Genomic DNA, 17,539 nt, shown 5'->3' with positions numbered 1-17,539 from the left:
CAACGTTACCCAGCGCTTGTACATGATCACCGTGGAGTAGGGATGATCACTCCGGCTGAGATGGCCCGGGAGATGGAAACCGTCAACCGGGCGCTTTCGGAAACACGTGTCCTCCTCGCCGGCATGGACCAGGTCAACAGCGCCCGCGATTTGCGCCCACTGGCCCACTCGCCGTTGCGAACCCTCGTTGAACACGCCGAGCAATCCGCCGGCCTGGTCACCAAGTACCTGCGGGATCAGCCCCGCACATGAGCCGGGTGCAGGGTCCGTCTACCTCCCCCGATGGCCCTGCACCCACCGGTCGGGTGCGCGGTCGGTGCCGGGGAAGGCCCGGCCGCGCACCCACAGGAAGGAGGCCCATGCGGCGCAAATGGTTCGTACCCGCCAGTGCCGACGATCCCTACGACCCGTTCGGCATGGGTGGTCACGCGGCCACTCTCTACAGCAGCCAGGACGGCTTCACGCTGCCGATCTCGACGGGTCCGACCGACTCGCAGGCGCGCGCCGCTGCCAACCGGGCAATCTGGGAAGCGACTCCGGCACCGGCAAAACCCGGCCTACTGGCGCGACTGCTTCACAGGGCCACGAAGTGACCGGCCCAGCGGCCCGCCCGTACGTCCCTTCCGGCACGCTGCTGCGGCTCGCCGCTGCCGACTGGACACCGGAATGCGGTGACCTCACCCCCGGGACCGACATCGCCGTCGTGGTGTCCGCCCTCGGCGGTGACCCGACCGACGGCGGGTGGACGTGCGTGGTCGGGCACCGACCGCAGTGCGCGTACCCCGCCGACGAGCATCCACCGTGTGTGGAACTACGGGTCCGCACCCAAGCCCTGCACCGGTACGGAAGTCCATCGTGACCCGAATAGACGAGCCGATCAGCCTGGCCGACCAGATTGAGGTCGCGCTGCTGACCATCGCGGCGCACGAGGGCGAGCGCCGTTGTGTCAACTGCTCCGCAGGCGTCTGCGGCGTGTGGTGGTGGGCGCTGAAGGTGCTCGAACGCCATCCGGGCCTCCACCGGCTCCGTACCGACTTTCGATCAGACCAGACGACGTAACCCGAGAGAGACCAGCCGTGGTGATCACACCTCCTGGCGCAGATGACCGCCCGACCGCGCATATCGGCCCGGTCCCCGCCGCCGTCCGCCCCGACATCGCGCGCGGCGGCCCACACCAGGGGCCGAAGCTTCTGGCCGACGAGTTCCATCTCCTCGCCCACGACGACCGGACCGGGAAGCCCCGCCTGCACGGCGCCGCGACCAACTACGGCATTGCCGCCGCGCTGCTCGGCGAACTGGCCGCCGCCGGAAGGATTACCTTCGACCGGGGCCGGCTGTGGGTGCGGGACACTCGGCCGCCGGACGACTGGCTGCAACATCTGGTGCTGGCCCGGCTGGTCGCCGAGCCGCAGCACACCGCCACCCGTACCTGGTTGGCGTTCCTCGCCGAGACGGTGCCCGAGCAGGTCGCGGAGCGGCTGTGGCAGGCCGGCAAGGTGGAGCCCCAGCAGCACCGCCGGCTGCTGCGAACCCCCACCACCGTGTACGTGCCGACGAACACCAACGTCGCCGCCTGGTCGTGGGCGCGGTTGTCGACCCTGCTGCGCGACCACAAGCGGCTGAACCCCTTCGACCTCGTGCTGATGGGCATCGTCAACTCGTGCGGGCTGGGCGGATTCGTCCTCGATGGTGCCCGCCCATCCGTCTACGCGAATCTGCGCCGGCAGTTGGCGGAGGGCCCCCAGCCGATGCGCGAACTGCTCGCCGACCTGGACACCGCTGTCGGGTCCGCCGTCCTGAGCCACCGCACCTGATCGGTGCGGCCCCGTGTCACCCGCACCGGCCGGTGCGGCATCTCACCCTTTCCCCCTTCACCCTTCTGGGAGCTTCCCCATGTCCTCACCTCCTGACACGGTGTCGACTGTGCTGGCCCGGGGCCGGCTCGGCACGTGGACCGTGGTGTTCTTCGTGATCGCCGCAGCCGCGCCGCTGACCGTGGTGGCCGGCGGCGCGACGACCGGGTACGCCGTCACCGGCGTGCTCGGCATCCCCGTGTCCTACCTCGCGGTCGCATCGGTGCTCGCGTTGTTCGCCGTTGGCTACGTCAACATGTCCCGCCGGATCGTGAACGCCGGCGCGTTCTACACCTATGTGACCCGAGGGTTCGGACGACCATCAGGAGTCGGGGCGGCGTTCGTCGCCATCCTCGGCTACAACGCCATGCAGATCGGCCTCTACGGCGGATTCGGGGCGGTCCTCTCCGGGTTTCTCGCCGACCGTGGCGGCGACGTGCCGTGGTGGCTGTGCGCCTACGCCGCCTGGGCGGCCGTCGCACTGCTCGGAGTCGTGCGCATCGACATCAACGGCAAGGTCCTCGCCACCATGCTGGTCGCCGAGGTCGTTGTCGCGCTGGTGTACGACGCGGTCATGGTCGCCCACCCGGCCGGCGGGCGGGTCACGTTCGACACTCTCTCGCCTTCGCGCATCTTCGCCGCCGGCATCGGTGCCGCGCTGGTCACCGCGATCACGGGTTTCGTGGGATTCGAGAGCACCGTCGTGCTGAGCGAAGAGACCAAGGACCCGAAGCGGACCGTCGCCAGGGCGACGTACATCGCGGTGGCCATCACCGGCCTGCTCTACGGGGCGTCGGCGTGGGCGATGTCCGTGGCCACCGGCCCGGACAGGATCGTGGATGCGGCCTCGACGGACAGCACCGACCTGATCTTCAACCTCGTCTCGCCGTACGTGGGCAGCGAGCTGGTGACCATCGGCCGGCTGCTGTTCATCACCTCGCTGTTCGCCGCGCTCCTGTCCTTCCACCACACGGTGGCCCGATACCTGTTCGCCCTCGGGCGGGAGCGGGTGCTGCCCGCCATCCTCGGCCGGACCAGCCGACGCACGGGGGCACCGAAGTTCGGCTCGATCATCCAGACCGTGCTCGCCGGGGTGGTGCTCGCCGGGTACACGATCACCGACGCCGACCCGATCGTGCACCTGTTCTTCTGGGTCACCGTCACCGGCGGCCTCGGCGTGCTGATCCTGATGACGGTCACCTCAGCCAGCGTGGTCGCGTTCTTCATCCGCCACCGCGCCGACGACGGCATGTGGCGTACGCGGATCGCGCCGGCTCTGGCCGCCCTCGCTCTCGGGGCGATCCTCTACGTGACCGTCTCGCAGTTCGACACCCTGCTCGGCGTGGAGCCAACCTCGCCGCTGCGCTGGTGGTTCCCCGCCAGCTACGGCATCGCCGCCGCGGCCGGGCTGCTGTGGGCGCTGATCCTGCGGGCGACCCGACCCGACGTGTACCGGTCGATCGGGCTGGGCGCGGAATCGGCCACGGCACCGCTGCGCGTCCCCGACCCCGTCCGCCAGTCCGCCTGATGAGGAGCCTCACCGTGCCGACGACACAAACCGTGGCCATCCGACGGGCCACACCACCCGACGCCGCCGCCCTGGTGCGGGTCCTGGTCGATGCCTTCTTCGACGGACCGGTCGCGGACTGGCTGATCCCCGGTCTGGCCGAGCGACGGGTGGTCTACCACCGCTACTTCCGGTTGATGCTGGACCACGGGCTGAGGCAGGGACGGGTCGACACCACCACCGACCTGACCGGGGTGGCGATCTGGTACCGGCGTGAAGACGTGATCCCGGCCGGCCCGGACCTTCACGACGAGCTGGAAAAGGCGTGCGGCGAGTACGCGCCCAAGTTCCTGCTCCTGGACGCGCTCTTTGCAGCACACCACCCTCGGGTGCCCCACGACTACCTGGCCTACCTCGCGGTCGACCCGGCCGCGCAGGGCCGGGGGGTCGGCTCGGCGCTGCTGAACCACGCCCACCGCACGCTCGACGCCAGGAACGAACCGGCGTACCTGGAGGCCAGCAACGAGCACAACCGCCGGCTGTACCTACGCCACGGCTACCAGTCCGGTCCGCCCGTGCAGGCGTCGACCGGGGCCCCGCCGATCTGGCCGATGTGGCGCGAGGCCGCCGACGGGGGAGCCCAAGGGCCGGACGGGCGGCTGCGGTGAACGCCGCCATGGCCTCGTCCGTACGGCACGCGAAACCCGGCGACGTCGCCGCTGTGACAGCGCTGCTCGTCGCCGCCCTGGAAGGCGACCCGGTCGCCGAGTGGCTGGTGCCGGACCAGCGTGAACGGCACAACGTTTTCCAGCGACTGCTGGCGGTCGACGTTGACCACGCCGTCGAAGCTGGCGACGTCTACGTGACGCTGGACTGGTCAGCCGTCGCCGTCTGGCGCCGCCACGACCTCGACACGGAACGCCGGGCGTTCGGAGATCACCATTTGACGACCTTCGCCGGCCGCGCGGCACCCCGGTTCGACGAACTGAACGCCACGGTGCGCGGCTACCGGCCCGATGCGCCGCACCACTGGCTGTCGTGGCTGGCGGTGCAGCCCGGCTACGGGTGGTCCGCGGCTGACGAGTTGCTGCGCCAGCACCACCGGACGGTCGATCGGACCGGACACCCGGCGTACGCGGTCGTCACGAACGAGGGCGCCCGGGACCTGCTGTGTCAGCACGGCTACCGGCCGGACCTTCCGCTGCACCTACCCAGTGGCCCGATGATCTGGCCACTCCAGCGCGGCCCTCGCGCCGCTGCACCGCCCACGCCGGCATCCGCCGGCTGACCACCCGACTACCGGCACCATGGCCGCCCCAACGACGTGGCGGCCATGGTGCCGGGGCACCCGACCATCTCCTCAGGAGGATTACGCGATCATGGTCCGACCGACCGCCCCTGCCCGCCGTCTGGGTCCCGCCGCGCGATGAGCACCGTGCAGGACTTCCTCACGCCAGAAAAACGCGAGGAACTGTTGCGGATGGCCCGTGGCGAGCGTGACACCTCACCCAAGCCGATGGGCATCCGCGCCACCACCGGACGCACCGACCGGCCCACACCGCCAGCGGCTACGCCCCCCAATCTCATCGGCCATGTCGACCACCTGCTGCGGTTCGCCATGCAATCGGAGAACAGCCGGACTCGGGCGTTGGCGACAAAGGTCCACACCCTCGCCGTCGATCTGGCCCGGCGTTGCTACACCGAGTACACGACCCGTCTGGAGGAACTCGACGCGGAGGTCGCTGCCCTGGAGGAGAAGCTCGCCGACGCCCGCTCCAGACGTACCGCTCTGGACGACGCCGCGACCGCTGCGGCGACTCCCGCACCAGGCACCACCTGGCGCCCTCCCGGACCGATTCCGGGCATTACCGGCGCACCAGCCGCTGACCGCAGGCATGCGGAGGGATCGGCATGACCCAGCAGCCCAACGACGTCAACGCGGTCACGGATGTCTCCGCCGTCGCGTTCCAGTGGCCCCCACGACCGGCAACCAGGTCCGTCGACCGCCAGCTTCGTCAACGGGTGGAGAGCGAGGTCGGCAACCGTGACCAGGAGCCCGCGCACCCGCATGGGCAACGGAAACGCAGACCACCTACGGCTCGCACAACCGTCAGCCTTCACGCCACCGACCCCATCATTCGCGCTGGTGTGATCGGGCAGTTGCGCCCCCGTCCGGAGGTGCTGCTGCTCGACGAGGCGGAAGCTGACCGGGCCGAGGTGGCGGTCGTCATCGTCGATGACATCGACGAATCGGCCCTGCGCACCCTGCGTACCCTGCAGGCAACACGCGGCCAGTGTGGCATCACGACCGTGCTGGTAGCGAGCCACCTTGACGACAGCGCCCTGGTCGCCGCCGCCGAGCACGGAGTCGCCGGGATCGTGCGCCGATCGGATGCCAGCCCTGACCGGCTCGTCACGGTGATCCGGTCCGCCGCAGCCGGCGACGGCAACATTCCACCCGACCTGCTCGGCCGGCTTCTCAAACAGGTCGGGACGTTGAAACGCGACGTGCTGAGCCCTCGTGGTCTGACCTTCACCGGCCTCAAGGACCGCGAAATCGAGGTTCTTCGCCTGCTCGCGGACGGCTACAACACCAGCGAGATCGCCGCCAAGCTGTCCTACTCGGAGCGGATGATCAAAAGCCACATCTACGACGTGACCAGCCGCTTTCACCTGCGTAACCGCTGCCATGCCGTGGCATTCGCGCTGCGTAACGGACTGATCTGAACGGGCGGCGGCGCAGCACTGCGCCGCCGCTACCCGACCCGACTGGGCGTCACAGCCTCTGGCGGGGTGTCTTCGCGACGGGTGTCCGGTCGAACTCGTCGCGGTTGCGGGCGATGTCGCCCTGGTGGCTACGGACCCAGTGCACGAGTCCATCCACGGCCTCGCTCAGTGAGCGGCCGAGCGGCGTCAGGGCATACTCAACCCTCGGGGGTACTTCCGGGTATGCGGTCCTGGTCACCAGCCCGTCGCGGGTGAGGGCACGCAGGGTCTGGCTGAGCATCCGTTGGGAGACGCCGGCGACCTGCTCGTGCAGCGCGGTGAAACGCAGCGGGCCGGAGGCCAGGGCGGTGATGGTCAGCAGCGTCCACTTGTCGCCCACCCGAGCCAGCACGTCGCGGACGAGCTCGATCGTCTGGACGCAGTCCGGCGCGCCCCCGCGCTTGGCGAGTTCGGTACCGGGAAAGCTTGTCATGCTGTCTGTTCCTCGTACGTCAGTAGCTGACTTCAAAGTGCGTATGGAAGAGCCGGACTAAAACCGCTGGGCGCACGTTTCTTACTGATCGTAACTGACGTGCGGCCACCTGCTTGTGGCCGTGACACCGGGAGGACGGCATGGTCCGGCACGACACCTTCACGATCTCGCGGCACCTCGACGTGCCGCCGGAAAAGGTCTTCACCGCGTTCGCCGACACCGCGATGAGGCGCCGGTGGTTCCGGCTTCCGGGCAGCGGAGCGGTGTATGAGCACGACTTCCGGGTGGGTGGTGGTGAGACGGCGCGCAGCACCTACACCGGGCTGGACACGGCACCCGAGCGGCTGGAGTACCGGTCGCGGTACATCGACATCGCGGGCACCCACCGGATCGTCTACGGCTACGAGGCGATCGTCGACGGCGAACTGCGATGGACCTCGCTGGTCACCGTCCGGCTCGAAACCGAGACCGACGGGACCCGCCTGGAATGGAACGAACAGGTGACATTTCTCAGATACGAGGGCGACGGCAGTGTGGACCTGGCCCACCTGCGCGGCGCGAGCGTGCTGCGGCTGAACGGCCTCGACGCGGTGCTGCAACCGACAACACCACGCTCCGTCAACTCTTCACCGAGGTGACCGCCCGGGCCGACGCGCTCGCACCGCTGCGCCGACCGTGACCACAACAGACCGATCGCGATGACGGTCAGGCCACCGCCCAGGCGATGGCCTGACCGTCGCGACAGCGTCCGCAAGCGGAGCCGGGTGCCTGATCGGGGCGAGCGACAAACGGCGTCCGGGCGGGAGAGACCGTCAACGCTCCAGGCGTAGCAGTTCCACCGGAGCCTCGCCCCGCCAACCGGGCGGCACGACGGCGAAGGCGTCCGCCCCGGCGGCACCGCCCAGTTGGCCGGGCTGCCCGCCCTCGACGAGACGCAGGACCTGCCCCGACCGTCGGACCGGCACGATCCGGGTGTTGCGTTCGTCGGCCGGCGGTGCGCCGACGAGCGTCCCGGTCTCCAGTTCGGTCAGCGGCAACCCGGTGAGCCCGGCCAGCAGCGGCTCCACCAGCGTCAGCGCCGCGACGAGCGCGGCGTACGGGTTGCCGGGCAGCCCCACGATCCACTTCTGCCCCACCTGGGCGAGCACCTGCGGGTGGCCCGGCCGGCAGGCGACGCCGTCGACGTGCGCCGTGGCGCGCAGGCTGCGCAACGCGTGGTGCAGTCCGTCCGCGGGCCCGACCGACGACGCGCCGCACACGATCGTCACGTCCGCGTCGATGATGCTGCCCGCGACCGCGGCGGCGAACCAGTCGAGTTCGTCGCCGACCATGCGGGAGTCGAGCAGTTCCGCCCGCCACGATGTCAGCAGCGGTCGCAGCATCGGGCCGATTGCGTCCCGAACCTGTCCCCAGCGCGGCACTCCGGTGGCCACCAGCTCGTTCCCGCTGACGATCATCCGCACCCTCGGGCGGGCGTGCACGGTGAGCGTGTCCAGACCGACGCTCGCGGCCAGGCCCACCGCCGGCGGGGTGACGATGCTGCCCGCGGGTAGCAGCTCCTGCCCCGGGCGGGCGTACTCGCCACGACGCCGGACGTGCCGGCGGTCGCCCGGCGACGCCCACACGGTGTCACCGAGGCGCTCCGCGATCTCGTAGGGCACCACCCGCTCCGTCCCCTCGGGCACGGGAGCGCCGGTGGCGATCTCGACGGCGGTCTGCTCGGCCAGCGGCGGTGCGCCGTGGACGCGGCCGGCGAGCACCCGATCGAGGACCCGCCACGGACCATCACCTCGCACGGCGTACCCGTCCATGGCCGCGTTGTCGAACCCCGGTGACGGCGTCCGGGCGCGAAGCGGCACCGCCAGGGCGCGGCCGGCCGCCGACGCGAGCGGCACCTCCTGCGCGGGCAGGGGAGACGGCAGGTCGTGGGCGAGGCGGCGGGCCCGCGCCCACCCGGTGGTCGGGGCTCGATGCGTTGTCGGGCGCGGCGCGGCGGCGGTGGTCACCGCGTCTCCTGCGCGACCAGCGCGGCGACGGCGGCCCGCGCCGCGTCCGGGTCCGCGCCGCGCCCGACGGCCACTCCGACCAGGTACGCGCCCAGCGGTGCCGCCGGCCGGCAGACGCCGTGCGCCACGTCCCGGACCAGGTCGAGGATCGCCCGGTACTCGTCGGGCGCGGGGGTGGGCAGGTCGAGTGCCGCCGCGGCGGTGGCGAGCCAGTCGTTGAGCCTCGGGTCGGTCATGGTTGCTCCTTGCGGGTCAGCCGCCGGCGAACGGCGGAAGCACGTCGACCGTGGCCGACGACGGCAGGACGGCATGCCGGTCACGCCACTGGGTGCCGTTCACGAGAAAACTGCAGGCCCGCAGCGCCGCCCGCAGCCGCCACCCGTGGCTCTCGCCCATCCGGTCGAGCAGCTCTGCCAGGGTGCTCGCCTGGTGGTCCTCCTCGGCGGCCCCGGCGGCGGCACGGGTGCCGCCGAAGTACCGCACCCGGACGGTGGTCACCGGACCCGCGTCGGGCGGCAGTGGCCCGTCCGCGCCCCGGCCGCCGGCCTGGTCCACCGGCATGTTGCCGTGGTAACCCGGCTCGTCGCTCGCCGACATTCGCACTCCCACAGACGGAATCGAGGTCCGCCGGTCGGTCCCCGGACCCGGCGCCGGATGGCGTCCCGACCAGCCTGCCGCCGGGTAACGCCGCTGTTGCGGGCCGAAGGTCCCGAGAACCGGGGCGGTTGTGCCCCCTGATTGGTCCGGGGGCGCTCCCGACCTGGACAGCCGAGGCCGGACGGCCCTCCGATCCGGGCCACCGGTCCCTGTCCCACGCCGTTCCCGCCAGGCAGCCTCCCGCTCGTGACACACGCGACCAGGGCGGACGTGCCGGAGCGCGCGCAACGGGCGGGCAGGGCCGTGCGGCTGCCCCGACAGGACGTGCGGGAACGACCCTTCATCGTCATCTGGGAGGCCACACAGGCGTGCCCGCTGGCCTGCCTGCACTGCCGGGCATCGGCCCGCCCGCTACGTGACCCGGCCGAACTCGACACCGAGGAGGCCACCACGCTCATGGCCCAGGTGGCGGCCTTCGGCCGCCCGGCGCCGCTGTTCGTGATCACCGGTGGTGACCCGTTCCAGCGACCGGACCTGGCGGAGTTGGTGCGCCGGGGCAGCGAGCTGGGCCTGCCGGTCTCCGTGTCGCCCTCCGGTACGCCGACCCTCACCCGGACCGCCCTGGCCGGTCTGCGGGACGCCGGTGCCCGGGCCATCTCGCTCAGCGTGGACGCGGCCACCCCCGCCGGACACGACGGGTTCCGGGGCGTGCCGGGAGTCTGGCAGCTCACCGACCGGGCCTGGCGCGACGCGCGCGACCTCGGGCTCAAGGTCCAGATCAACACCACGGTCACCCGGGACACGCTGCCCGACCTGCCCGCGATCGCCGCCCACGTACGCGAGCGGGGAGCGCTGCTGTGGAGCGTCTTCTTCCTCGTACCCACCGGGCGGGGACGGGCGCTGGCCGGCCTGGACGCGGCGGAGGCCGAGGACGTGCTGAACGCGCTCTACGACCTCGGCGAGACCGTGCCGGTGAAGACCACCGAGGCGCATCACTTCCGGCGGGTCTGCCTGCAACGCGACGCGCTCGCGCGGCGCGGGGAGGACCACGTGGCGGCGCTCGGGTTGGGGCCGATGTATCGAGACCTGCGCGCCCGGCTGGAGGAGTGTGGCCTGGTCGGGCGGGCCGACCGGGTGCGCCGGGCGCCGCTGCGGGTCAGCGCCGGCAACGGCTTTGTCTTCGTCTCGCACCGTGGGGACGTGCACCCCAGCGGGTTCCTCCCGGTCCCGGCCGGCAACGTGCGGCAGCGGTCGCTGGTGGACATCTACCGCGACTCGGAGCTGTTCACCGGACTGCGGGACCCGGGACGGCTGCGCGGCCGCTGCGGGGCCTGCGAGTTCCGGGCCGTCTGCGGAGGGTCCCGCGCCCGGGCGTACGCGATGACCGGTGACCTGTGGGGCGAGGACCCGGCGTGCGGCTACCGCCCGGGGACGTTCCCCGGCGCGGACGAGCTGGCCCTCGACGCCTGAGCCGGCACGGCTGCCCGTCGCGGTGCCGGCGACGTCTCCACGCCGCGCCCACCCTGGTCACCGACGCCTCGCGCGGCGGTGGGTCGTCGAATCCCGGCCGGGGCGGGACCTGGGTCCCGGTCGCTGTCGGGACCTGCTGCCCTCCCGAACGGCTGATCACGGGAGCAGGCTGTCTGCATGATCACACTCCTCCTCGCCCTCGCCGGCGTGCTGCTGCTGGTCGCCGGACCCGTCATGATCACCCAGGGTGTCCTCGGCCGGCGCAGCATCGCCCACGAGCTGGCCAGCCAGCGGATCGCCTTTCCAGCCACCGACCTGCCGGCCTCGCTCACCAGGTACGCCCGGACCCCGGTACGCACCGGGATTCAGGCCCGCGCCTACTCGGAACTCATCGCCGACCACGTGACCAGAGCCACCGGTGGCCGGACGTACGCGGAGATCGCCGAGGAGTGCATGGGCGCGGGGCGCGGCGACCAGCGGCTGGACCGGCTGCGGCAGACCGCCTTCATGGGGGAGACCCTGCGCGGGGCGTTGCTCGGGGCGTACCAGGCGTGGCAGGTGTCCGCCCTGGTCACGGGGCTGGGTGCGCTGGTCATGCTGATCGGTGCGGTCTTCGTGGTCCTCGCCGCGCACCTGGGGTGACCCGTGGGTTCCGGCACACCGCCATGCGGGCTCCGCTGCTGCCGCGCGGTCGTGAACGGATCATCGGCCAGCTCGGGGTCGGGCACCTACGTCGCCGAGCGCCCGGGCGGTAAGGTTCCGGCTGCCTTTGGACCTGATGTCGTAAACGAATCACGCGCTCGGCCGGAGCCCGCCTGAATCGTTTGCGCTATCAGGTTCAAAGGGCCCGACAGGAACAACGTTCCCGACAGCGGGCACCCGCTCACCCGGCATCCGTCCCGGTCGGGGTGATCCGGTCCCAGGCGGGGATGGGCAGGGCGATCACCGCGGCGGGGAACAGCCCGTGCTCCTCGTTGTCGATGTGCCGGTGCAGCCGGTCCAGTGCGGCGAGCACCGCCGGCCAGTCCGGGGCGAGGCGGTCGACGCCGCCGAGCACCCCGTGGATGTCCTGGTGCTCGGCGCAGAGTCGGGTGACCGCCTCGGCGAGGCTGCCCTCGGCGCGCAGCTCGGCGAAGAGACCGTCTTCCTCGGTGGTGGTGTGCGGCATGAGCAGGGCCAGCAGCTCGTCGAGCGCGGTCAGGGCGGCCGGAGCGCCGGTGCCGATGGCGGCGCGCAGTCGGCCGGCGGCGTTGGCGATCGCCTCGTGCTCGGCGGAGAGCCGGCCGATCAGCGGAAAGTCCCGGCAGCCGCAGTAGTTGCACATGAATGCCACCTCCCGGTAGCGGTTGGGCGGGTCCGACGCTGGGCGGTTGGAATCGCGCGAAACAGGGTCGAAGGACCCGGTGGGGCCGGGACGGCCGGCCCTGGCGGGCACCGTCCCGGCCCCGGCAGACTCGCTCAGGCCGGGTCCGGCTGCCGGGACAGCCGGACCTGCCACGTGTCCGGGCCGTCCTGAAGCCACTCGGCGACCATGTTGCCCCGGTAGCGGGCCTCGATCTCGGCGAGCAGCGGTCGGGGTGCGTGGGGGGCGATCAGCACCAGTGCCCCGCCGGCCGGCATGGCGTCCAGCGCCGCCAGCACCGTGGTGTGCCGGCGGTCGTGCGGCAGCAGCCGGACGTCCAGCCGGGGGTCGATGGTCAGGACCGGAGCCGCCGCGTCCGTCGTGGCGGGGCCGCCACCGCACCCGCAGGTACCGCCGCAGCCACCGGCCGACTTCGAGGAGCCCAGCAGGTCGTGCATGCCGTCGAGCAGCGCCGCCAACGACACGTCCGCGGCGTCCACCAGCAGCGGGACGATCAGTTCGTTCTCCTTGGCGAGGTGGACGGCGAGGACGCCGGCGAGGGCCCGTGCCGCGGCGGCCAGCCGTACCGGCTCGGTGGTGGCGTCGAGCTCGGCCACCAGGTCGGTGATGGCCCGGTGCTCCGCTCGCATGCCCCGGATCAGCAGCGCGGCTTCGGCCCGGTCGGCGGCCACCGGGTACAACGCGGTCTCCTCGGCGTCCGCGTGGGGCAGCAGTTCTTCGCGCAGCCAGCCGAGCAGGTCCGCGCGGACGTCCTGCGCCCGTACGTCGTCGCCGTGCTCCGCCGCTTCCAGGAGGTTGCGGACGTGCCGGTCGAGTACGGCCGCGAGCTGGGCGTGGTGGCGGATCACGGCCCGGGCGGCGGCCAGGTCGGCGCCGCTGTGTGAGTGCGACATGGGGACTCCCCGAGTTTTTACTACGAATGACGTTGTAACGTTAACTACCGTGGAAACCACGAGAACAGGGCCGATCGGGGAAATGATCGACACGCAGCGGCACCGCGCGCTGGGCACCGCGAGCCGGGTCTCCATCCTGGACATCGTCAAGGCCGCCGACGGCGGCGTGACCATCGCCGAGGTGGGGGAGCGGACCGGTCTGCACCCGTCGACCGCCCGCGCCCACCTCGATCGGCTGGTCGGTGCCGGACTGCTCGTAAAGGCACGGGCCAGCGGCGGCCAACCGGGCCGGCCGGCCTGGCGCTACCGGATCGCCATCGCGGACGCACCGGCGCCCGCGCCGTACCGGGCCCTGGCCGCCGCCCTGCTCGACCACCTGTCCCGCCGCACCGCAGGTGACGTACGGGCCGAGGCCACCCGGGCCGGGCAGGACTGGGGCCGGCACCTGGCCGCGGTCACCCCACCCGGTGAGGACCCGACGGACGTCCTGCTCGGTGTGCTGCGCGGCCTCGGCTTCAGCCCTCGCCTGCACCACACCGACGCCGGCCGGACCGAGATCCACCTGCACACCTGCCCCTTCCTCGAACTGGTCAACCGCAACCCCGACGCGATCTGCAACCTGCACGTCGGAGTCGTGCGGGGGGCACTCGAACACGCCGGAGCCCCGCCCGCCGGTGCCGTGGTCGAGCCGTTCGGCGCGTCGGACGCCTGCGTGGTCCGCCTGACCATGCCCGAGGTCGACCCCCGGGACCGGCGGCGGCCGCCCGTCGACGCAGACCCCCGATGACCGCCCGGCCGGGCCCGCTGCGCTGGCGGATCCCCGTCCTCGCCGCCGGCGGGTTCGCCCTGCTGACCGGCCTGTACGCCGCACTGCTGCTGCTCGACCTGCCGCTGCCCGCCCCGGCGGCACCCCTGGAACAGGTGCACGGCCCGCTGATGGTGCTCGGCTTCGTCGGCACCCTGGTGGCGCTGGAACGGGCGGTGGCGCTCGGCTCCCGCCGGGCGCTGCTCGCGCCGGCCTGCTCCGGGGCGGGTGCCGTCACACTCGTCCTGACCGGCCCGACCCTGGCCGGGCGACTGCTGCTCATGCTCGCCGGGGTGCTGCTCCTGCTGATCTACCGCCGGCTCTGGCAGCGGCAGCCCGGTGCCTCGCTCCTGGCCCAGGGCCTCGGCGCGTTCGCCTGGTACGCCGCCACCCTGCTGTGGCTCGCCGGCAGCACCGTGCCGGAGATCGTCCCCTGGCTGGCCACCTTCGTGGTGGCGACCATCGCCGGGGAACGCCTGGAACTGGCCCACCTCGCCCTACCTCGGCACGGGGTTCCCTGGTTCAGCGCCGCGCTCGGTGTGCTCACCGCCGGGGCCACCGCGAGCACCCTGTGGCCGGCGGCCGGGACGCGGCTGTTCGGAGTCGGCCTGCTCGCCACCGTCGGGTGGCTGGCGGTGTACGACGTCGCTCGCCGCACCGTACGCGGCGTCGGCCTGCCCCGCTACGTCGCGGCCGGGCTGCTGGCCGGGTACGCCTGGCTGGCCCTGGCCGGCCTGCTGTGGGCCGGCGCCGGCCCGGCCACCGGCGGCCCCCGCTACGACGCCACCCTGCACGCCCTCTTCCTCGGCTTCACCATGTCGATGATCTTCGTGCACGCGCCGGTCATCCTGCCGGCCGTGCTGCGGCGGCCGTTGCCCTACCGGCCCTGGCTGTACGCGCCGCTGGCCCTCCTGCACGCCAGCCTGCTGGCGCGGGTCGTCGTCGGTGACGGGCTGGGCGTCCAACCGGTGTGGCGAGTGGCCGGCACGCTCAACGTGTTGGCCGTCCTCGCCTTCCTCGCCTGCGCCGTGATCGCGATGCGGGGTGCTCCGGGCGGCCGAGGTCGCCCCGGCAACAGCGCGGGCCGTGCCCCGGCCCGACCCGTGGCCCCCGCCGCGGCGGCCCCGGCGGCGCACTGATGGACCTCCTCTCGCCGACCCCCCGGACCCCGGACGCGGATCCGCCGCCGGACGCCGGACGCGCACCGTCCAGCCCCGCCGCCGGAGCGGCCCCCGCCAGGGCCGCCGGCCGATCGGCCTGGCACCGCCGGGCCGGGCTCCTGCCGCTGGGGTACCTGGCGGGGCTCGTGGGCCTGGGTCTCGCCCACCCCTTCCTGCCCACCTGGCGCTGGCTGGCGATCCACCTGCTCCTGCTCGGCGCCGTGACCAACGCGATCGTCATCTGGTCGGCGCACTTCAGCACGGCGCTGCTGCGTACGCCGCCGCCCGGCCGCCGCCGGGGCGAGGCCCTGCGGCTGGCCGCGTTGAACGTCGGCGTGCTGGCCGTACTGACCGGCGGGGCGGGCGACCGGCCGTGGCTCGGAGTGTCGGGCGCCGCCCTGGTCTTCGCCGCGCTCGTCTGGCACCTGGCCTGGCTCGCCGGGCAGCTCCGTCGGGCGCTGCCCTCCCGCTTCCGCGTCACCGTCCACTACTACCTCGTCGCCGGCCTCGCGCTGCTCACCGGTGTGCCGGTGGGTGCCGGCATGCTGGTGAGCGACGGCACCCACCAGGCGCGACTGCTGCTGTTCCACGCCCACGTCAACCTGCTGGGCTGGATCACCCTCACCGTCCTCGGCACCCTGCTGACCTTCTGGCCGACCATGCTGCGTATCCGCATGGCCGACACCGCGGTCCGGGACGCCGTGCGGGCCCTGCCGCTGGCCACCATCGGACTGGTGCTCCTCGGCGTCGGCCTGCTCACCTGGTGGCGTGTGGTCACCGCCGTGGGACTGGCGTTGTTCGTGCTCGGCGTGCTGGTGGCCGTCCGGCCGGCGGTGGCGGTCGCCCGCGCCCGCCCTCCGTACGCCTTCGCGAGCTGGTCGCTGGCGGCGGCGGCCGGATGGCTCCTGGTCGCCCTGGCGGTCGACGCGGCCACGCTGCTGCCGGCCGCCGACCCCACCACGGCGGTGGACCGCTTCGGCGTGGTGCTCGTCCCGCTGCTGGTGGGCTTCGTCGGGCAGGTCCTCATCGGGTCGTTGAGCCACCTGCTTCCGGTGGTTCTGGGTGGCGGGCCGGCCCCCGCTCGGGCCCGCGCGGCCCTGCTGGACCGGCACGGCGCGCAGCGGGTCGCGATGACCAACGCCGCACTCGTGGTCTTCGCGCTGCCCAGCCCGCCGTACGTCCGCATCACCACGTCCCTGCTGATCCTCGCCGCGCTGGTGCAGTTCCTCGTGCCGGCCGCCCGGGTCCTGCTCACCACCCGGAGATGACCGTGTCCATGTCGCCCGAGCCCGGCCGGTCCCTTGCCGGCGCCACCACCGGCATCGCGCTCGTCCTGGTCGCCGTGCTGGTCGGCGTGGCCGCGCAGCGTGTCACCAGCCCGACCGAGCAACGACCGACGGCCGCCGGTGCCGTGCAACCGACCGGACACACCACGACGGTGGACGTGGTCGCCGAGGGAATGCGGTTCCACCCCGCCCGCATCGAGGTACCCGCCGGTGACCGTCTCGTCGTGAACCTGACCAACCGGGACCACCGCCGCCACGACCTCGTGCTGGCCAGCGGCGCGCGCACCAAGCTCATCGGCAACGGCGAGTCGGCCCGCCTCGACGCGGGTGTCATCGGCGGGGTGACCGAGGGTTGGTGCTCACTGCCGGGCCACCGGCAGGCGGGCATGACGCTTGACGTCGTGCCGACCGGCGCGGCTGCCTCGCCGACCGCCGCCGGCTCCGCCTCGCCGACCGCCGCCGGCTCCGCCTCGCCGACCGTCGCCGGCTCCGCCTCGCCGGCCACTGCCGGCTCCGCCTCGCCGGATCAGTCGATCGACGTCATGGCCGACCCCGGACCGACCTTCACCGCCCGGGACGCCACCGCCCCACCCGTCCCGCCGGGTCGGCTGCACCGGCGGGAACTGCACGTCCGGGAGGTGGTCCGGGAGGTCGCGCCGGGGGTACGCCAGCGGCTCTGGACGTTCGACGGCACCGTGCCCGGACCGGTGCTGCGGGGCCGGATCGGCGACACGTTCGAGATCACCCTGGTCAACGAGGGCACCGTGGACCACGGGATCGACTTCCACGCCGGGGCCGTCGCCCCCGACGAGGTGATGCGCCCGATCGACCCCGGACAGCGGCTCACCTACCGCTTCACCGCCACCCGGGCCGGCATCTGGATGTATCACTGCTCGACCATGCCGATGCTGCATCACATCGGCAACGGCATGTACGGCGCGGTGATCATCGACCCGCCCGACCTGCCCCCGGTGCAGCGGGAGTACGTTCTGGTGCAGTCCGAGCTCTACCTGGGCCCGGACGGGGAACCGGGGGACCTGGCGAAGATGCAGGCGGAGCGGCCCGACGCCGTGGTGTTCAACGGCTACGTCGCCCAGTACGCCCACCGTCCGCTGCCCGCCCGGGTCGGCGAGCGCGTCCGGGTCTGGCTGCTCGACGCCGGCCCGAACCGGGACACGTCCTTCCACGTGGTGGGCGCGCAGTTCGACACCGTCTACCGGGAAGGCCGTTGGGAGAGCAGGCCGACCGACCCCGGTGGAGCCCAGGTGCTGCCGCTGAGCCCCGCCGCGGGCGGCTTCGTCGAGCTGGCCTTCCCGGCGCCCGGTCACTACCCGTTCGTCAGCCACTCGATGGTGGACGCCGAGCGGGGCGCGCGCGGCATGTTCGAGGTGCGGTCGTGA

Annotated in this window: 23 protein-coding genes; 17 read left to right on the top strand and 6 right to left on the bottom strand. The window is 72.6% G+C overall.

Annotated elements, in window-relative coordinates; all coding sequences use genetic code 11:
• Positions 1-42: 42 nt before the first annotated feature.
• The 10 genes from GA0070604_RS19240 (at position 43) to GA0070604_RS19200 (ending at position 6,087) form a co-directional block, all read left to right on the top strand.
• A complete protein-coding gene (locus GA0070604_RS19240; RefSeq protein WP_091120118.1) occupies positions 43-252 on the top strand; it encodes a hypothetical protein in 210 nt (69 codons plus the stop codon).
• A 107-nt stretch (positions 253-359) separates the two neighbouring features.
• Entirely contained in the window at positions 360-593 is a 234-nt protein-coding gene (locus GA0070604_RS19235; RefSeq protein ID WP_091120114.1) for a hypothetical protein, read from the top strand.
• Positions 590-859 carry a hypothetical protein gene (locus GA0070604_RS19230; protein ID WP_091120110.1) on the top strand — a complete coding sequence of 90 codons (270 nt, stop codon included), beginning with the start codon at positions 590-592 and terminating at the stop codon, positions 857-859. Before GA0070604_RS19235 ends, GA0070604_RS19230 begins: the two co-directional genes overlap by 4 nt.
• Positions 856-1,059: a hypothetical protein gene (locus tag GA0070604_RS32505; protein ID WP_167363523.1), complete on the top strand. Its 204-nt coding sequence runs from the start codon at positions 856-858 to the stop codon at positions 1,057-1,059. The genes GA0070604_RS19230 and GA0070604_RS32505 overlap by 4 nt, the downstream gene beginning before the upstream one ends.
• A 20-nt stretch (positions 1,060-1,079) precedes the next feature.
• On the top strand, positions 1,080-1,814 hold the full coding sequence (locus GA0070604_RS19225; protein ID WP_167363522.1) for a GOLPH3/VPS74 family protein: 735 nt from the start codon (positions 1,080-1,082) through the stop codon (positions 1,812-1,814).
• Positions 1,815-1,893: 79 nt separating this feature from the next.
• Complete coding sequence (locus tag GA0070604_RS19220; RefSeq protein ID WP_091120103.1) at positions 1,894-3,381, top strand: APC family permease; 1,488 nt, start codon at positions 1,894-1,896, stop codon at positions 3,379-3,381.
• A gap of 14 nt (positions 3,382-3,395) precedes the next feature.
• A complete protein-coding gene (locus GA0070604_RS19215) occupies positions 3,396-4,028 on the top strand; it encodes a GNAT family N-acetyltransferase (RefSeq protein WP_244162001.1) in 633 nt (210 codons plus the stop codon).
• The gene (locus GA0070604_RS19210) at positions 4,025-4,648 is read left to right on the top strand and encodes a hypothetical protein (RefSeq protein WP_091120095.1); all 624 of its coding nucleotides are present in this window, start codon (positions 4,025-4,027) and stop codon (positions 4,646-4,648) included. The genes GA0070604_RS19215 and GA0070604_RS19210 overlap by 4 nt, the downstream gene beginning before the upstream one ends.
• Before the next feature lie 138 nt (positions 4,649-4,786).
• Positions 4,787-5,275, top strand: coding sequence for a hypothetical protein (locus tag GA0070604_RS19205; protein ID WP_091120091.1), 489 nt, complete (start codon positions 4,787-4,789; stop codon positions 5,273-5,275).
• Positions 5,272-6,087 carry a response regulator transcription factor gene (locus GA0070604_RS19200; RefSeq protein ID WP_091120088.1) on the top strand — a complete coding sequence of 272 codons (816 nt, stop codon included), beginning with the start codon at positions 5,272-5,274 and terminating at the stop codon, positions 6,085-6,087. The genes GA0070604_RS19205 and GA0070604_RS19200 overlap by 4 nt, the downstream gene beginning before the upstream one ends.
• A gap of 49 nt (positions 6,088-6,136) precedes the next feature.
• Here GA0070604_RS19200 and GA0070604_RS19195 read toward each other — a convergent pair whose 3' ends face one another.
• Positions 6,137-6,559, bottom strand: coding sequence for a winged helix-turn-helix transcriptional regulator (locus tag GA0070604_RS19195; protein WP_091120084.1), 423 nt, complete (start codon positions 6,557-6,559; stop codon positions 6,137-6,139).
• Between the two features lie 140 nt (positions 6,560-6,699).
• Here GA0070604_RS19195 and GA0070604_RS19190 point away from each other — a divergent pair, with 140 nt between their 5' ends.
• Positions 6,700-7,197 (top strand): SRPBCC domain-containing protein, encoded by a 498-nt coding sequence (locus GA0070604_RS19190; RefSeq protein WP_091120081.1) that lies wholly within the window; start codon positions 6,700-6,702, stop codon positions 7,195-7,197.
• Between the two features lie 174 nt (positions 7,198-7,371).
• Here the strand turns inward: GA0070604_RS19190 and GA0070604_RS19185 are convergent, their stop codons facing one another.
• Genes GA0070604_RS19185 through GA0070604_RS19175 form a run of 3 tightly spaced genes read right to left on the bottom strand, consistent with a single transcriptional unit; the run spans position 7,372 to position 9,126 of the window.
• Complete coding sequence (locus GA0070604_RS19185; RefSeq protein WP_091120078.1) at positions 7,372-8,565, bottom strand: molybdopterin molybdotransferase MoeA; 1,194 nt, start codon at positions 8,563-8,565, stop codon at positions 7,372-7,374.
• The gene (locus GA0070604_RS19180; RefSeq protein ID WP_091120074.1) at positions 8,562-8,801 is read right to left on the bottom strand and encodes a DUF6457 domain-containing protein; all 240 of its coding nucleotides are present in this window, start codon (positions 8,799-8,801) and stop codon (positions 8,562-8,564) included. The genes GA0070604_RS19185 and GA0070604_RS19180 overlap by 4 nt, the downstream gene beginning before the upstream one ends.
• A gap of 16 nt (positions 8,802-8,817) precedes the next feature.
• Positions 8,818-9,126, bottom strand: a complete 309-nt coding sequence (locus tag GA0070604_RS19175; protein ID WP_091127261.1) for a MoaD/ThiS family protein — start codon at positions 9,124-9,126, stop codon at positions 8,818-8,820.
• A gap of 339 nt (positions 9,127-9,465) precedes the next feature.
• On the opposite strand from GA0070604_RS19175, the gene GA0070604_RS19170 reads away from it, so the two are divergent.
• Positions 9,466-10,632 (top strand): TIGR04053 family radical SAM/SPASM domain-containing protein, encoded by a 1,167-nt coding sequence (locus GA0070604_RS19170; protein WP_091120071.1) that lies wholly within the window; start codon positions 9,466-9,468, stop codon positions 10,630-10,632.
• A gap of 177 nt (positions 10,633-10,809) precedes the next feature.
• Positions 10,810-11,274 carry a hypothetical protein gene (locus GA0070604_RS19165; RefSeq protein WP_091120067.1) on the top strand — a complete coding sequence of 155 codons (465 nt, stop codon included), beginning with the start codon at positions 10,810-10,812 and terminating at the stop codon, positions 11,272-11,274.
• A gap of 241 nt (positions 11,275-11,515) precedes the next feature.
• Here the strand turns inward: GA0070604_RS19165 and GA0070604_RS19160 are convergent, their stop codons facing one another.
• Together GA0070604_RS19160 and GA0070604_RS19155 are read right to left on the bottom strand one after the other, a co-directional pair.
• Positions 11,516-11,956, bottom strand: a complete 441-nt coding sequence (locus GA0070604_RS19160; protein WP_091120063.1) for a hemerythrin domain-containing protein — start codon at positions 11,954-11,956, stop codon at positions 11,516-11,518.
• 134 nt (positions 11,957-12,090) lie between these two features.
• On the bottom strand, positions 12,091-12,888 hold the full coding sequence (locus GA0070604_RS19155) for a DUF2249 domain-containing protein (RefSeq protein ID WP_091120059.1): 798 nt from the start codon (positions 12,886-12,888) through the stop codon (positions 12,091-12,093).
• Between the two features lie 82 nt (positions 12,889-12,970).
• Here GA0070604_RS19155 and GA0070604_RS19150 point away from each other — a divergent pair, with 82 nt between their 5' ends.
• From GA0070604_RS19150 to GA0070604_RS33965, 4 genes are read left to right on the top strand one after another with little or no spacing between them, the layout of a single operon-like run.
• On the top strand, positions 12,971-13,675 hold the full coding sequence (locus GA0070604_RS19150; RefSeq protein ID WP_244162000.1) for a helix-turn-helix transcriptional regulator: 705 nt from the start codon (positions 12,971-12,973) through the stop codon (positions 13,673-13,675).
• Complete coding sequence (locus tag GA0070604_RS19145; RefSeq protein ID WP_091120052.1) at positions 13,672-14,832, top strand: hypothetical protein; 1,161 nt, start codon at positions 13,672-13,674, stop codon at positions 14,830-14,832. The genes GA0070604_RS19150 and GA0070604_RS19145 overlap by 4 nt, the downstream gene beginning before the upstream one ends.
• Positions 14,832-16,121, top strand: coding sequence for a hypothetical protein (locus GA0070604_RS19140; RefSeq protein WP_279615696.1), 1,290 nt, complete (start codon positions 14,832-14,834; stop codon positions 16,119-16,121). Before GA0070604_RS19145 ends, GA0070604_RS19140 begins: the two co-directional genes overlap by 1 nt.
• The gene (locus GA0070604_RS33965; RefSeq protein WP_091120048.1) at positions 16,118-17,539 is read left to right on the top strand and encodes a multicopper oxidase domain-containing protein; all 1,422 of its coding nucleotides are present in this window, start codon (positions 16,118-16,120) and stop codon (positions 17,537-17,539) included. The genes GA0070604_RS19140 and GA0070604_RS33965 overlap by 4 nt, the downstream gene beginning before the upstream one ends.

It is taken from the genome of Micromonospora eburnea (assembly GCF_900090225.1).
GTDB classification, from domain to species: Bacteria; Actinomycetota; Actinomycetes; order Mycobacteriales; family Micromonosporaceae; genus Micromonospora; species Micromonospora eburnea.
Note: the sequence above shows the minus strand (reverse complement) of the source record. Positions and strands in the feature narration are given on the sequence as shown.